Consider the following 14,735-nt stretch of genomic DNA (forward strand, 5'->3'; position numbering starts at 1 on the left):
AATAATGTCTAGTTGATTGTTTCACCTGTGAATCCACGGTTTGAACGCTTAAGCGATAGTTGCTATAATAGGATGTATAGAAACTATACAGTCAATAGTTTTTTAAAATTATTTTGGAGGGTAAATAATCATGCATCATTCAGACCTGTTGTCGATTAGTTCATTTGCGCATGTTTCGGGTATTGCGCGTAAAACGCTGATTTTTTATGATCGCATAGGGTTGTTTAAACCTGCTGTCATTGCCGACAACGGTTATCGGTATTATCATCGGAATCAATTGGATATCATTGGCGTCATTCAGGCGCTCAAGGACCTTGGTATGCCGTTAGAGGAAATCAAGAAACATCTGGAGACACGTACACCTTCCCGAACGCTGGAGCTGCTGCGCAAACAGGAGCAGGTGATCAAGCAGGAAATTTTAAAGCTTAGGGGGGTGGAAAACATGATCTTCCAACGTGCTGCCAGTATTGAACTTGCGATGTCTATTGATACTGATACAAATCGAATACAAATTATCAAACAAGGTGCAATTCCGTTGATGTTGAGCAATCCAGTGTATTATCCGAAAAACTCGATCTCCGATGATTTGTGGATCCAATTCCAGTCACAATTGCTTGCCGAGAACATCCCCTTAGGGTATCCGAATGGTGTTGTTATTCCTTGCGATGATATGCGTAATCAAAACGGCGATATGATCTCGCATATGTTTGTACGTTTAAAGACCGCCCTCTACAAGCAAGACTATATGCCGGAAAGCTACTATCTGGTGTGTTATGCTCACGCTGACTATGGAGAAACAGAAAAAATATATCCTCAAATTTTTGACTACATTGACAAGCACAAGCTGACGGTTATCGGCAACGCTTACGAGGAATATCTACTGGATGAGGTCACCATTTGTAATCCGGAGGAATATCTCGTTCGAGTGATGGTGCAAATTCAGGAGCCTTAATTTAAGTCGGCATGCTCGTCTGGACTATAGCTCGAAAATTTCTTCAGACCAGATGATGAGCGCCACATTGCATATTCGAGGTATGCAAAAAGCTCTTGAATTGTCCAAAGACAAATTCAAGAGCTTTTTCATTGCTAAGTTGATGCGGTCGAGAGGACTCGAACCTCCACGGGGGGTTAGCCCACACGGACCTGAACCGTGCGCGTCTGCCAATTCCGCCACGACCGCGTGTTACCGAAATGAATAAATCATTTAACAGCGACAAAAATTAATATACCATGCAACGCCTTCAAAGTCAACTGCACCCCTTAAAAAAACTTGTATGGCAATGGCTCGAAACATACACAATAAACACAAAAGGAGGTTTACATCCGATGAAACAGGAAGAAATCGATGCCCTTGAACCTAAATATACGGGCAACCAAAGGCAGCTCACGGAAGGCGAAGCCGAAGCAATCGTGAACGACCCCAATTATAAACAAGAAAACGCCGAAAGCGACCTCGGCGGCATTTCCGCCGCAGCCGCTTACGGTTTGTTCAGAAGAACTTAGCATAACGCTCATGCCCTGTCCCTGCGGTACTACTCTTCCTCAGGGACAGCAGGCTCCTTGGGAAGCGTATATTCAAGCGGCCTCGCTTCCGTAAAAGGTTGATACACGTAGCTGCGGGCCAGCTTTACGACTCTTCTGTTCTGCTTCCTTATAAGCACGCTCTCATCGTCCCACGCAACGACGATGCCTTTCACATCGTTGCCCGGATTGACGTCGCGAATGACACGCAGCACTGTGCTTTCCACTCTGAATGCATCGAGCTGATCGTCCGAGATCATTGCATTGCGCCCCTCCTTTACAAATCCTTTCCTTCATTCTGTATTAGCATACACCAAAACCGCTGCGGATGAAAATGACGCGCCGCCGCGCCATCCGCGGCTTTTTCAAATTGCAAAAAAAAGCCCGAGGGCGCTAACCCCCGGGCCTCTTTCGTATATAAAACTGAATTCAGCTGACATGCTCCTTGGAATCGTTCGTCTCGAACCAGAAATCAAGGACTTTGCTTGACATGACCCGCTTCTGAATATACTCTACCTGGTGCTGGGAGAATTGCTGTTCCCACTCGATAGAAAGTTCTGTGCAAAGTTTAACGACAGTTAGCAGCTCCGACCATGCGACATAGCGTTTGTACCAAAAAAATTGCGGGTGTTCGATCATATAGGGATACAGATCATCGAATTCTGTATGCTTGCAATCGAGCGCACGTTCAAAATGATTTTTCGCTTCAGCCAACTTGGTCATAAAATAGTCAACAGATACATTTTCAATACCCATAGATGCCAGCCTCCTCTCATACCATGTAACCATTATAAAGGAAAAATCGTTTTCAGGAAAGATTGATCCGACAAAAATCAGTCAAACACGATTTGTCCGTTTGCAAGCGAAGCGATGCGGGCCAAAGATTCTACGCGGATGCCGCGCTCGCGAATCGACCGGCCGCCGGCCTGGAACAGCTTTTCCACGGCGATCCCAACCCCGACAAGTTCGGCTTCCGCCTTCTCGATAATGCGGATCAAACCGCGGGCGGCGTCGCCGTTAGCGATAAAATCGTCGATGAGAAGTACGCGCTCCCCTTTGTTCAATAAGTGAGATGATACCATAATGTCCGTCACGATGCCTTTGGTAAATGAAGGGACGCGCTCGCTGTACGTATCCTGATCCATCGTAAGCGTCTTTTTGCGGCGGGCGAATACCATAGGAACTCCGAGCTGCAGAGCGGTTGCAAAAGCGATGGGAATACCCGAAGATTCCACAGTGAGCACTTTATCCGGTCTCGTCTCCCCAAACAGTCTGGCAAACTCCTTCCCCATCTCCACGATCAGCACCGGATCCACCTGATGATTCAGAATGGCGTCCAGCTTTAATACTTGATCCGATACGACGACACCCACTTCCAAGATCCGCTGCTTCAACAATTCCATAAAAAACCCTCCATACCCTTGTATTATGAGTAAGGTACCATATTGATCAACTAGGTTTCAAGTCCCAATTTACCGGGTTAGGTCTTTTGGCGTGAAACTTTTTTGCACTTTCGGGTGTCTATAATGTTGTAAGGCTTTGAAAGGACTACCATTGCCGTGAAAGCACCGTTTTGAAAATGGAATTTGTCCGTTTTCATGGAATAGGAAGGTAATTTGCCTACTTTTGACTCTTGTGAGAGGAAGCCCAAAAGCATTATGATAAGTGATGTTGCCTTTACATATGATGTTAGCATGAAAGAAAGGAAAGATGACGATGAACAAACGTATACTACTAGCGGTAATTAGCTGCGTGCCTGTTGCGTTCTCCGCAATACTGTTATCCGGCTGCCAAAAGTCATCTGTTCCGATTGTTCAACCGCCTGCGGAGACGTCTGCTTACCGGCAGCCGATCACGGCAGTAAGTACGGCCCCCGTACCAAGCACGGCCTCGACGGAACCGACAGCAACGCCATCGGAAGAAACCAAACACGAAGCGCAGGTCGCCAACAGCGTCAAAAGCGCCGATCCTTCCGTCGGAATGCCCGTAAGCGCGACAGCCAAGCCTTCTCCCAAACCGAAGGTTAATGCCGAAGACACCTATCAGCAGGAAAAGCCGACCTTGATGGGTCTGAAGCTGGGCACGTCCAAAACTACGGTTCTGAACAAATTCGGCAAAGCCAAAAAACAGTTCGTCATGGATGACGATACGGATCCTGTCAACGTATACGATTACACCGACTTCTCGGTAGGCTTCAACAAAAAGGATGAGCTGGTATTTGTCGACGTCCATTCTGCGGATATCGATCCCGGCCTGGGCGGAGTGCGGCTCGGCCAAAAATCCGATGATGCCATAGCCACCCTCGGGAAGCCCGATTCCAATACGACGTTCGTGCTTTCGTACAAAGCGCAGGGCACTATTCTTAAGCTGGATATCGATCCGAAGGAAAGCACGATTCAATCGATCAAACTGTTCGCCGACCGCTAGGGCGCGCAAGCGGCATACTAAATAAAGACCATCGATTCTTGCCGAATCGAGGTCTTTTTTGCGTCGAAGCGCCGTCTACTGCACCGTTCTCCGTTTGCGGATGCGCAAGTATATATAAATCCCGATGAGGACGGCAGCCGCAACGATCAGCAAGCTCATCCCCATATACCGGTGAACCAGTCTCATCAGTTCATCCAAATTACTGCCGATAAAATGCCCGAGCGTCAAAAACGTCGTGCACCACAATAATGCGCCGGTTCCCGCAAAAAACAAATATTTGTAAAACTTGACCCCGCTTACCCCTGACAAATAACACGTAAAATGCCGGACACCCGGCACGAAATAGCCGAAGAACACGGCCCAGAGCCCGTACTTATGAAACCAGCCTTCCGCCCGTTCGATACGGCTTGGAGTCAGCTTGAACCATTTGCCGTAGCGGTACAGGAACGGCTTGCCCACGCGATGCCCCAGCACGTAGCTGACCATCATGCCGGTCATCGTCCCCGCATAAATGACCAACAGCGTCATCGAAAACGCGAAGGGGCCCCCCGGCGCGGTCAAGGAGCCGACGAAAGTCATCAAGGTTTCGTCCGGCACCGGAACGCCGACTATGCCTGCAGAAAGCAGGATGTATAAAGCGATATACCCGTAATGATTAATAAAATCATAAAGTGCTTGCTGCACGTACGACACTCTCCCGAGCGATCAAAATCATAAAACATCCAATTTATACCATAAAACAGGGCTTGCCCCATTTTCCTGTCATGTGTTTGCAAACCATAACATACCTTGTACTATATCAAAGGACAGGGAGTGGAGCAACAGATGCGTACAGGACTTTCGATCCTGCAGGTCGCTTTTACCTATATCGGCACGATTGTCGGCGCAGGTTTCGCTTCCGGTCAGGAGATTTTGCAATTCTTTACCCGCTACGGCTGGATGGCCACCCTGACGATTGCGCTTTCCAGCCTCCTGTTCGTATGGCTCGGAATCAGGCTCATGCTGATGGCTCACGATCTGAAAGCCGCCTCCTACGAAGATTTGAACGCCTTGCTATTCGGCAAAAAAATAGGAAACTGGATCAGTTTGTTTACCATGATCGTCCTGTTCGGCATTACAACGGTTATGCTCGCCGGAGGCGGCACCGTCTTTCAAGAACAACTGCATCTGTCTTACCAGACGGGACTGTTGGTTACTTTATTTTTCGGCTATGTCGTCCTGTCGAAGGGTATCCGGGCGATTATGACCGTCAATTCCGTCGTCGTGCCGATCATGATGCTGTTCAGCCTGGGAATCGTCATCTATACGTGGCATTCACCAGGCTCCGGAAACTGGCTGGTGCTCACGACCGATTATCACCCTGGGAAAATATGGTTCGCGCCATTTCTTTATACGGCGTTCAACCTGGCCATGGCCCAAGCCGTGCTCGTCCCCGTTGGGGCGGCTGCCGACAATCGGTCCGTACTGTTCTGGGGCGGCTTGCTGGGCGGAGCGGGCATCGGGCTGCTGCTGCTTTCAGCGCATTACGCTTTGTCCGCGCAAATGCCCGGCATCGCACAATTCGAAATTCCGATGGGCAACATCATTAACCGGCTTGGCCCCGTCGCGCAGACCGCTTATTTGCTTGTCATTTACGGAGAAATTTTCACCACGTTTATCGCCGACGCCTACGGGTTGTCTCTTCAACTGCAGCAGCGCTCCAACATTCATCCCAAGGTGCTGATCATCTGCATTTTGATCCTCAGCTATTTGGTCAGCCTGATCGGCTTCAAAGCGCTGCTGTCCGCGCTGTATCCGTTATTCGGATTGATCAGCGTCGTTTGGCTCGTTTTGATGATCTGGCGAAACCGCGCCCTGTAGCGCTCCCGCCTGCTTGATCTGAAGGACGACGAGCAGCCGGGTCACGAGCAGCAGCATCCCCATCGCGGAGATGACGATGCCTAATAATAAATAGGCAAAATGAAAATTTTCAATAGCGGTCTTATCGCGCATAACGGCAAATAACTCAGCCAGCAATAGCAAAAGCCCGATCGCAAACAGACCGACAGTCGAATAATCCAGAATAGTCCATTTCGACAAGTACACAGCCGCAATCTGCGCTTGACTGGACGGCTCCGGAGCTGCGGCCTGCTGCTTCCAAAGCTGATGAATCATCCACGCCGTATAGACGGCGGCACCGGTCACAAACAGGCCCAGCACACCGCCGAAAATCGCCAAAACCAAATTCATGGGCAAATCCTCCCTAAAAAACGTTCGCTAAAAGACACTCCTCAGGCCCCAGATGAGGACTAGCGTCAAAACAAAGCAGGCGGCAGGCAGTGCATATAGCAGCGGGAGCGCGACGCCGGCCGGCCAAGCGGGAGCCGCTTTCCACAGCCGGCCAAGCTGCTCGTCCCCGCTGCGGACAAGCTCTGCTGGCGGATCGGAAGCGGCGCCGGAAGCAGCGTCACTCCACTCGATCCTGCCTTTTTTCCATCCGACCTGGTACGTAATTTCGCGGTGCTCTTTTTTCTTTTCCGTGCCTGTTGCCATATGTATTACCTCCTGAAGGGGGACATGTATCCCGAAAAAAGCAGACACTTACAGCTCGATCAGCCGATGCCCGGGAATCAATCGGGCCGCCGCGTCGCGAACGTGGCTGTGGCAGGTGAACAGCAGCACCTGATGGCGGCTGCTCAGCTCGCCGATCACTTGCAGGCAGCTTTCCATCCGCCGCTGGTCGAAGTTGACGAGAATGTCGTCCATCACTAACGGAAGCACCGCCTTCCCCGCATACTCTTCCGCCAACGCAAAACGCATGGACAAGTAAAGCTGCTCGGCCGTTCCCCGGCTGAGCAGGCCCGTGTCCACCGGCTCGTCGTTCGCTCTGACCGCAACGAGCTTTTGCTGGCCGAACGGCGCTTTGATCTGTTGAAATTTGCCGTCCGTCATCTTGGCAAAATAGACGGAAGCCCGCTGCAGAACGCCGGGCTGACGCTCCCGCTCGTATACGTCGCGGGCTTTTTTGATCAGCGTGGCGGCGAAGGACGCGACCGCGTACCGATCCGCCAGCCTACTGATCTGCGACCGCAAAGCTTCCGCCTGCAGGAGCCGGTCGGCCTGCGCAGTCCCCTGCTCCAACTGCTCGATTTCGCCGGCCAGCTTGCCGAGCCGCTCGCGCAGCTCGCCTGCTTCCTCCGACGCTTGGGCGAGCTGCCGCTCCAGCTGCTGCATGCTGCGAGCCCATTCCTCTTCGCCCTGAGCATCCAGAAGCTGCTCCAGCTCCGCCAGCCAGCCGCTCCCGGCGAGAGCTTCCAAAGATGCCTCCAGCGCCTTTTGCTCGCTGTCCAGCTTGCTGCGCAGCTCCCGCTTCGTTTCGTTCAGCCGGAGCTGCGCTCCGTCCGCCGCCGAAGCTTCATTCAGCAGCTGCGCCAGCCGTTCCTCCGCCCGCTGCCGCTGCTCCTCAAGCCCATGCGCTTCTTCATCGCCGGCAGCCAACAACTGCTGCGTCTGCTGCCGCTCCGCCAAAAGCCGAAGCTGCTGCTGCTCGAGCTCCTTCCAGCGCTTAAGGGCAAGCAAAACATCTTGCCCTTGCACTCGCTCAAGCCGGAGAAGCTGCGCTGCGGCTGCTTCGAACTGCCGGGCTTGCTCGCCGAGCACGCGCCGCTTTTCTTCGAGCTTGCGCAGCTGCCGCAGCAGCTCGTGGCCTTGTTCGGCCGCCTGGATCGTCTCCAGCGCCGCATCCGGAGACAGCGCGCCGCTGAGCGAAAGCGCCCTGAGCCATTGCTGCCAATCGCTGCGCAGCTTGTCCGTTTGCAAAGAAAGCTGCTCCAGAACTGTCAGCAGCTGTTCCTCCTGCCGCGCCAGCGCCTGAGCCGCAGCGCGCGCGTCCTCCAGCTTCTCCAGCTTGCGGCTGTACTCGCCTGCCTGCTGCCGCTTCAGCTCGGCTTCGCGCATCCAACTTTCAATCTGCGGCTCCAGCTCTTGTAAATACTTGGAACCGTCGAACCGGCCCAAACCGGCTTCCCGCGATGCCGCAGCCTCTCCGACTGCACCAAAGCTTTGCAAGCGTTCGATTTGCTCCTGCAAGCTCCGCTCCAATTGACGCTGCTGCTCGCCAAGCCGCCTCGCTTCCGGCGACTCGTCCCCGGAATCCGCGAGATCGGCAGCGAGCGTGCGTGCGGATCTTTTCGGGGAATCCGCACGGCTGCCCATCAGCAAATAGATCGACAATGCGGCCAAAAGAACGAAGGAACCGATGCCGGCGACCGGGCTCCCGTTCCTTAGAAACCAGAGGGCAAGCGCGACAGCCGCTAAAGCCGACACAGCGGACATGCGGCGCTGCAGCCGTTTGGCCGATTCTTTGCTTTGAGCGGCGGCTTCCGCTACCGCCTGCGCATACCGCTGCCGTTCCGCCTCGCGCTCCTTCAAATGTCCGGCATCCCGGACCAGGAGCTGCCAGCGCGAATAGTCTTTGGCCAGCCGCTGCAAAGCAGCCCGTTCCTCCGCTTCGTTCCAGCCCGCGGCAGCGGCAGTACCGGCGGCCGCCGGTCCGCCATATTTCTTAAGCTCCTGCTCCAGAGCCTGGATATGATCCCGCTCTCTGCGCATTTGCAGCCGCAGGCTTTCCAGCTCGGTTTGCAGCCGCAATTCCTCCGTCCGGTCGTCCTGAAAATGTTCTTTAAACGCCCGCACCTGCTCCCTAAGCGATATCGACACCGGAAAAGCAGCCAGCGTAGCGATATCCCAGGCGGCATCGATTTGTCCGAGCAGCCTGCCGAGCCGTTCCCGCTGATGGTCCAGCTCGACATCCAGCTGCGTCAGCATGCGGCCGTTTTCCTCATATATGGAAGCTTGTTCCAGCAAAGCATTCAATTCGATTTGATGGGCGAGCGCTTCCGGCTGAATGTCCAGCGCGCCCAGCTTGTTCTGCAGCCCGCGCTGCTTCAGCTCCAGCCGGGCGAGCTCCCCGCGGAGGCGCTCCAGCTCCGCCTCCAGCGCTTCCAGCCTCGCCGAGGCGTGCTCGGGGAAGCTTTCCAGCTGCGGCAGCGCCGCCAGCTCCCGGCCGATCTGCTTCAAGCGGATCCATCCGCTTCTCGCCTTCCCGGCCAGGCCAAGCTTGTGCAGCTCCGCGCGCAGCGCCTCCTGCTGCCGCTCGGCGGCGGCAATGCGCCGCTCCGCGGAGCGGCGCTCCTCCTGCAGCCGGTCGTAGTCGGCTGCCTGGCCGCGGCTGCGGCGCAGCGCCTGCTCCAGCCCCTCCAGCTCCTTCAGGAGACCATTGATCTCCTGATTGCGCCCGCGGGGCTTGTACAGGCTCTCGGCCTGCGCCGTCAGCTTCCGTTCGGCCTCCATGATGGCCGAACCGCTCACGCCGAGACCGGCGCTGTACAAGTAGCCGCTGAGCTCTTCCGTCTGCAGGGTGCGCAGCTCCTGCAGCTCGGTAAGGCCAAAAGCGAACAAGCTGCGAAAAAGGTCGGCCGAAAGGCCGCCCAGCAGCGTGTTCAGCAGTTCCTCGCCGCCGGCGGAGCCGTCGCCGAGCGTGACCAGGACGCGCCCCGCCGAGGCGCGTTTGCCGCCTGCGGCGGGCGCGTCGTAGCGCTCGACGCGAATGCGCCGGCCCTGCTCGTCCAGCAGGGTCAGCGCTCCGCCGTGGACGCCGCCGCCCGGCGGCTCGTAGCGTTCCGCCGCCCGGCTCGACCGGGGCGGGAAGCCGAACAGCACCGCGCGGATGAAGCCCATCAGCGTGCTTTTGCCCGCTTCGTTGGGGCCGTGGAACAGCGTCAGCGGGCTGTCCGTGTCAAGTGTCCGCTCGCGGAGGACACCGAAGCCTTCGACATGGATGGAGGTGATTCTCATCCATCCCACCCCCCGTCCGCGGCCAGCAGGTCCGCGGCAAGTTCCTCCGCTGCGCGCAGCCATTCGCGCAGTTGTTCGGGCTCTGCGCCGGCCGCGTGCGGCAGACCGTGCAGCGCGGCGAGCGCCTCGTCCGCGAAGCCGGCAAGCGCGGCTCCGTCCTCGCGCAGCGCGCCGGAGAGGCGCAGCAGATCGCCGAGGAAGCTCTTCTGCCGGCGCAAAGCTTCAAGGTCGATCTCGCTGCCCGTGCGGTCCTCGATCGACTCGATCCAGACGAAGCGGCTCCGCTCCGCTTCGTCCTCGCGCAGCTCGGCGGCCAGCTCGTCCAGCGCCCGCCCTTTGCGCAGCAGGCCGTGCACGGCGCCGCGGCCTTCCAGCACGATGCGGACGACGGCGTCCCGCCCGTCCGCTTCCGCTCTCAGCCGGTCGAGCAGCTCTCCGAGCCGGTCTTTGAGCTCCTGCTCCGTCCGCATGCCGGAGACGGATACATGCTCCTGGAACCAGCGCACGCGGTCCAGAGCGTGAAACGCAAGCTCAGCCTTCGCATCTTCGCGCACATCAACGATGTAGCAGCCGCGCGGGCCGGTCTCGCGCACGCTTCTCCCCTGCGGATTGCCTGGATATACGATAGCGGGCTGCTCATGAAGCACTTTGCGGGTATGTACGTGGCCGAGGGCCCAGTAATCGATGCCGCTTGCCAGCAGATCCGCTTTGGAGCACGGCGCATAATTGTCATGTCCCGGATCGCCGTCCACATTCGTGTGCAGCAGTCCGATCTGATATACCCCATTGCCGGCTGCCTTGAACTTGACCGCCAAATTGTCCGTAACGGCGGAAGCGGCGTAAGATATGCCGTGAATGTGGGCAATGACGCCGAGGTCCGGTTTGGACACCTCGAACGTCTCCACCCGGTCGGACGCAAAAAAATGGGCGGCGTCCGGCCAAACCAGTTTAGCCGCGCCTCCATCGTCCGGGTCGTGGTTGCCATGAATGATATAAGCGGGAATGCCCTGCGACGAAAGCTGTTCCAGCGCTTTTTGGAAACGGATTTGCGCGCGCAGCGACCTGTCGGACAAGTCGTACACGTCCCCGCTGATAAGCACAAAATCGACCTGCTCCCGAACCGCGAGCAGGACCAATTCTTTCAGCGCTTCGAAGGTCGATTCCCTGACCCGCTCCCGAACCTGCTGAGGAAGCGCCGTCATTCCTTTGAACGGGCTGTCCAGGTGCAGGTCGGCCGCATGCAAGAACCGCAGTTTTTTCATTGGTTTAACGCCTTTCCTGTCAAAACTGTTTGATTACTAATAGACAGTTTACCATGGGAATGCCCGCTGTGGTGAAATGTTTATGTATTGACGTATAAAATAACGAATGTTGTATTATCCACAGTAATTTTATGTGAATTAAAATATTTATTCCATATATAATTTTTTCTTATCCACATGCAAACTGCCGATCAGTCGACTGAAGGACAGCGCAGCCTGCATATTCGTTGCGGGCTTCCCTTCCTCAGCCACTGGGTCAGCGCGCGTCTTGAGCCGATTACGCTGCTCTCCGCCCTCTCGACGGTTACGGAACGGATCGGTTTGGCGGTTACGGCAACGACGACGTACAACGAACCTTTTCATTATCGCGCGCATGTTTGCGTCGCTCGATCATCTTAGCGGCGGGCGTGCTGCGTGGAACGTCGTGACCTCCTCGACCGAAGCGGAAGCGCTGAATTTCGGCAAGGAAGAGCATCTGGAGCATTCGCTCCGTTACGAGCGCGCGCAAGAATTCGTGGAAGTTGCCCAAAAGCTTTGGGACAGCTGGGAAGACGACGCTTTGCTGATCGATAAGGAATCCGGCTTTTTTGCCGACAGGGACAAGCTGCATCGCATCGACCATACCGGCAAGCATTTCTCGGTACGCGGCCCGCTCAATTTATCGCGGCCTCCGCAAGGCTATCCCGTCATCATTCCAGCCGGATCGTCCGATTCAGGCAAAGCTTTCGCGGCCCAAACGGCTGAAGTCGTATTCACCGCCCAGCCGACGCTGGAGAGCGCGCAATCTTTTTATGCGGAAATCAAAAACAAAGCGGCCGCCCTCAGGCGATTGCCGGAGCATGTCGTTGTCATGCCGGGCGTATTCCCGATTGTCGGGGCGACGGAGCAGGAGGCCAGACATAAGTACGACGAGCTGCAGGAGCTGATTTTGCCTTCGGTCGGGCTCGCTCTGCTCTCGCGCAAGCTCGGTTTCGACGTCTCCGGTTACCCGCCGGACGGTCCGCTTCCGGACATTCCCGAAACGAATGGCGAGAAAAGCCGGTCCAAGCTGCTCGTTGATATGGCGCGTCGGGAAAATATGACGATCCGGCAGCTTTATTTGCACATTGCCGGGGCGCGCGGTCACCGGATGATTTTCGGCACTCCCGGGCAAATTGCGGATCAGTTGGAAGATTGGTTCGTTCAAGGGGGAGCCGACGGCTTCAACATTATGCCGCCTGATCTGCCCGACGGCCTGGAGCAGTTCGTAAATTCGGTCGTTCCCGAGCTGCAGTGAAGAGGCTTGTTCCGGACAGAATATGAAGGCAGTACGCTGCGGGAGAACCTGGGGCTGCCCCGCCCGCTCAACCGCTATGCCGGTCTCTAATCATTTTGCCGATAAGGAGGACGAAAAAATGAGTCAACTCGAAAATGAATATTTGGCGCTGCCTGCCACGGCCATTTCCGACGCTTTGCAAGGGTTGAACAATCTGGACCCCGCCATCAAACCGCTAAAGGACAGCTATAAAATCGCGGGACGCGCCTTTACCGTCAAAATTCCCGTAGGGGACAATCTTGCGGTGCTCCGCGCCATTCGGGAAGCAAGGCCCGGCGACATTGTGGTGATCGACGCCAAAGGGGACACCTATCGCGCAGTCGCCGGCGATTTCGTCATCGGCCTGGCGCAAACGCTCGGCATCCAGGGCTTCGTTGTGGACGGCGCAATCCGCGATGTGCAGGCCATTAAGGATTTGAACTTTCCCGTGTTTTGCAGGGGAACGACGGTTGCCGCCAGCGGCAAGGCAGGGTCAGGCGAGACGAACGTGCCGATTTCCTGCGGCGGAGTCAGCATCCAGCCCGGCGACATCATCGTAGGCGATGTAGACGGCGTTGTAGCGGTCCCACAAACGATAGAGCGGGAAATTCTCCGCATCGCGCTGAACAAGCTGGACAAGGATCGCCAGCGCGAGCGGCAAGTGGCGGGCAGCCGCGAAGCGGCGCTCCGGTATTTGGACGATATTTTGGCGAAATAATTCGTCATAACGGAAAACAGGCTGCCGAATGGCAGCCTTGAATGGCTCGACACGCTGTCATGGGCGTTTCAGAGACGACCTGTACCTGTACCTGCACCTGCACCTGGCCGGCGCCCGGCAGAACCTGCAAAAGCGGCCCGTTCCGGCAAAAAGCCTGCGATTGTGCAGGCTTTTTCCATAAAAGCGGCCCGTTTTGGCGAAAAGCCTGCAATTGTGCAGGAATTTCCGGCCATTGTGGCTCCGAGTGCGAGTTTCGGCGATAAAACCTGCAGTTTTGCAGGAATATTTCGAGGGAAGCGGTTATGCGGGCAAAAAGCTGCACTTTTGCAGGCTTTCTCCGCTCTTGCCAAACAGTTGAGCTGTCTCCTGGCGGGTGAGTTTCTTGGGCAGCATTAGGCTGCCCTTTGGCATTTAAGCGACCCGCGCTCTGAGCGGGACACCTTTCGCACCGCGCGCAGCTACCGACGCGCTGCGCTGCGCTGCAAGACGCCCATCGCCTATACGCTTCCGTTATTCCTTCGCCTGATATCTTTCGTATACGCCTTTCAACTGCTGAAGCACGCGGTTCAGGGAGTACGTCTTTTTCGCTTTTTCCCAGGCGGCGCGCGCCATATTGTATCGATAAGTCGGATCGATGATTACTTTTTCCAGCGCATGGCTTAGCGCATGAGAATCGCCTACCGGCACGAGCAGGCCGTTATGGCCGTGCTCGATTTGCTCGGCGATGCCTCCCACATTCGTGCCGACGAGCGCAAGCCAGCACAAGGCCGCCTCGGCAAAAACCGAGCCGAAAGCTTCGGCGCGCGACGGCAGCACGAAAACGTCAAAAAACGGCATAAATTCCTCAGGATGCAGCATATATCCATAAAATATCGTATCTTCGTAGATGTTTTGCTCGATGGCCAGCTTTTCCAGTTCTTCCCGATTTGGGCCGTCGCCGATAATGTGCAGCACAAACGGATGACCGCGCCGTTTCAGGTCGCCGCATGCGAGCAGGAGCGTATCGAGCCCTTTGGCCGGCACGAGACGGCATACCGTAATAAATTGCGTCACTTTATTTTCGTGCGAAATGGGCCGGAAACGCTTTTCGTCAAAACCGTTGGGAATAACTCCGATCCGCTCGCTGTCCTGCACAAATTCCGCCAAATACTGCTTGAACGAGTTCGATACGGTAATCATCTGATCGACTTTCGCTTCCAGTTCGCCGTAGATCAGGGTCAGAAACTGGTGCTCAATCCCGTGTTCCTGTATACGTCCGTTCAAAACCAGCTCCCGTTCAAAGCTGGAGTGGACGGTCATGATGACCGGCACGTCCGGATACAGCTGCTTCATGACGAGCCCGGCGATCGGGTGGTGCGCATGAATCAAATCGTACCGTTTCTTCAGCCGCAGTTTTGTCCACCATACGTAATCTTGGTAAGTTTGAATGTATTTATCTACGATCGGGTTGCCGGCAAATTTCCGCCAATCGAAGGTCGTAAATTCCACTTCTTCCGTCCCTTTGCCGCGAATCCGCTTCGGCAGCGAAAATAAATCCATTTCCCAGCCCTTTCTATTGAAACGGTCCAAAATATAAGGAACCATGGATGACACACCACCCGGCTGCTCCGGGGGAAAAAACAATGCTTGCAAGATGTTCATTGCATGAGCCCCTCTCTCAAATCCTTGAGCTTACTGT

Annotated in this window: 15 protein-coding genes, 1 tRNA gene and 1 pseudogene; 6 read left to right on the forward strand and 11 right to left on the reverse strand. The window is 55.5% G+C overall.

Annotated elements, in window-relative coordinates; genetic code table 11:
• Positions 1–130: 130 nt before the first annotated feature.
• Complete coding sequence (locus AC6RNO_RS11870; protein WP_497105559.1) at positions 131–952, forward strand: MerR family transcriptional regulator; 822 nt, start codon at positions 131–133, stop codon at positions 950–952.
• Positions 953–1,095: 143 nt separating this feature from the next.
• Here AC6RNO_RS11870 and AC6RNO_RS11875 read toward each other — a convergent pair.
• Positions 1,096–1,180: transfer RNA gene (locus AC6RNO_RS11875), tRNA-Leu, on the reverse strand.
• A 146-nt stretch (positions 1,181–1,326) separates the two neighbouring features.
• On the opposite strand from AC6RNO_RS11875, the gene AC6RNO_RS11880 reads away from it, so the two are divergent.
• The gene (locus tag AC6RNO_RS11880) at positions 1,327–1,503 is read left to right on the forward strand and encodes a hypothetical protein (protein ID WP_497105560.1); all 177 of its coding nucleotides are present in this window, start codon (positions 1,327–1,329) and stop codon (positions 1,501–1,503) included.
• Between the two features lie 29 nt (positions 1,504–1,532).
• Here AC6RNO_RS11880 and AC6RNO_RS11885 read toward each other — a convergent pair whose 3' ends face one another.
• The 3 genes from AC6RNO_RS11885 to AC6RNO_RS11895 all read right to left on the reverse strand — a co-directional run bounded on the left by AC6RNO_RS11885 (position 1,533) and on the right by AC6RNO_RS11895 (position 2,924).
• Complete coding sequence (locus AC6RNO_RS11885) at positions 1,533–1,781, reverse strand: hypothetical protein (RefSeq protein WP_488434790.1); 249 nt, start codon at positions 1,779–1,781, stop codon at positions 1,533–1,535.
• Positions 1,782–1,950: 169 nt separating this feature from the next.
• Positions 1,951–2,277, reverse strand: a complete 327-nt coding sequence (locus AC6RNO_RS11890) for a hypothetical protein (protein ID WP_474679372.1) — start codon at positions 2,275–2,277, stop codon at positions 1,951–1,953.
• 77 nt (positions 2,278–2,354) lie between these two features.
• Positions 2,355–2,924: a xanthine phosphoribosyltransferase gene (locus AC6RNO_RS11895; RefSeq protein WP_488434791.1), complete on the reverse strand. Its 570-nt coding sequence runs from the start codon at positions 2,922–2,924 to the stop codon at positions 2,355–2,357.
• A gap of 313 nt (positions 2,925–3,237) precedes the next feature.
• Between AC6RNO_RS11895 and AC6RNO_RS11900 the strand changes: the two genes are divergently transcribed.
• Complete coding sequence (locus AC6RNO_RS11900) at positions 3,238–3,948, forward strand: DUF4309 domain-containing protein (protein ID WP_474679374.1); 711 nt, start codon at positions 3,238–3,240, stop codon at positions 3,946–3,948.
• 75 nt (positions 3,949–4,023) lie between these two features.
• Here AC6RNO_RS11900 and AC6RNO_RS11905 read toward each other — a convergent pair whose 3' ends face one another.
• A complete protein-coding gene (locus tag AC6RNO_RS11905; protein ID WP_474679375.1) occupies positions 4,024–4,632 on the reverse strand; it encodes a DedA family protein in 609 nt (202 codons plus the stop codon).
• A gap of 141 nt (positions 4,633–4,773) precedes the next feature.
• Between AC6RNO_RS11905 and AC6RNO_RS11910 the strand changes: the two genes are divergently transcribed.
• Complete coding sequence (locus tag AC6RNO_RS11910; RefSeq protein ID WP_474679376.1) at positions 4,774–5,808, forward strand: YkvI family membrane protein; 1,035 nt, start codon at positions 4,774–4,776, stop codon at positions 5,806–5,808.
• Here the strand turns inward: AC6RNO_RS11910 and AC6RNO_RS11915 are convergent.
• From AC6RNO_RS11915 to AC6RNO_RS11930, 4 genes are read right to left on the reverse strand one after another with little or no spacing between them, the layout of a single operon-like run.
• Positions 5,746–6,177 (reverse strand): hypothetical protein, encoded by a 432-nt coding sequence (locus tag AC6RNO_RS11915; RefSeq protein ID WP_497105561.1) that lies wholly within the window; start codon positions 6,175–6,177, stop codon positions 5,746–5,748. The genes AC6RNO_RS11910 and AC6RNO_RS11915 overlap by 63 nt on opposite strands.
• A 27-nt stretch (positions 6,178–6,204) precedes the next feature.
• Positions 6,205–6,480: a hypothetical protein gene (locus AC6RNO_RS11920; protein WP_474679378.1), complete on the reverse strand. Its 276-nt coding sequence runs from the start codon at positions 6,478–6,480 to the stop codon at positions 6,205–6,207.
• A gap of 48 nt (positions 6,481–6,528) precedes the next feature.
• Positions 6,529–9,783, reverse strand: coding sequence for an AAA family ATPase (locus AC6RNO_RS11925; protein WP_497105562.1), 3,255 nt, complete (start codon positions 9,781–9,783; stop codon positions 6,529–6,531).
• Positions 9,780–11,045 carry a metallophosphoesterase gene (locus AC6RNO_RS11930; protein WP_497105563.1) on the reverse strand — a complete coding sequence of 422 codons (1,266 nt, stop codon included), beginning with the start codon at positions 11,043–11,045 and terminating at the stop codon, positions 9,780–9,782. Before AC6RNO_RS11930 ends, AC6RNO_RS11925 begins: the two co-directional genes overlap by 4 nt.
• A 255-nt stretch (positions 11,046–11,300) precedes the next feature.
• Between AC6RNO_RS11930 and AC6RNO_RS11935 the strand changes: the two are divergent.
• Positions 11,301–12,411 (forward strand): annotated as a pseudogene (locus AC6RNO_RS11935) (LLM class flavin-dependent oxidoreductase); the annotation flags it as partial.
• Between the two features lie 28 nt (positions 12,412–12,439).
• Positions 12,440–13,057 carry an RraA family protein gene (locus AC6RNO_RS11940; RefSeq protein ID WP_497105564.1) on the forward strand — a complete coding sequence of 206 codons (618 nt, stop codon included), beginning with the start codon at positions 12,440–12,442 and terminating at the stop codon, positions 13,055–13,057.
• A 68-nt stretch (positions 13,058–13,125) separates the two neighbouring features.
• On the opposite strand, the gene AC6RNO_RS11945 is transcribed toward AC6RNO_RS11940, so the two are convergent.
• Both AC6RNO_RS11945 and AC6RNO_RS11950 read right to left on the reverse strand, forming a co-directional pair.
• Positions 13,126–13,407 carry a hypothetical protein gene (locus AC6RNO_RS11945; RefSeq protein ID WP_497105565.1) on the reverse strand — a complete coding sequence of 94 codons (282 nt, stop codon included), beginning with the start codon at positions 13,405–13,407 and terminating at the stop codon, positions 13,126–13,128.
• Positions 13,408–13,567: 160 nt separating this feature from the next.
• Positions 13,568–14,698, reverse strand: coding sequence for a glycosyltransferase (locus tag AC6RNO_RS11950; protein WP_497105566.1), 1,131 nt, complete (start codon positions 14,696–14,698; stop codon positions 13,568–13,570).
• Positions 14,699–14,735: the final 37 nt, after the last annotated feature.

This window comes from Paenibacillus sp. sgz302190, assembly GCF_059820445.1.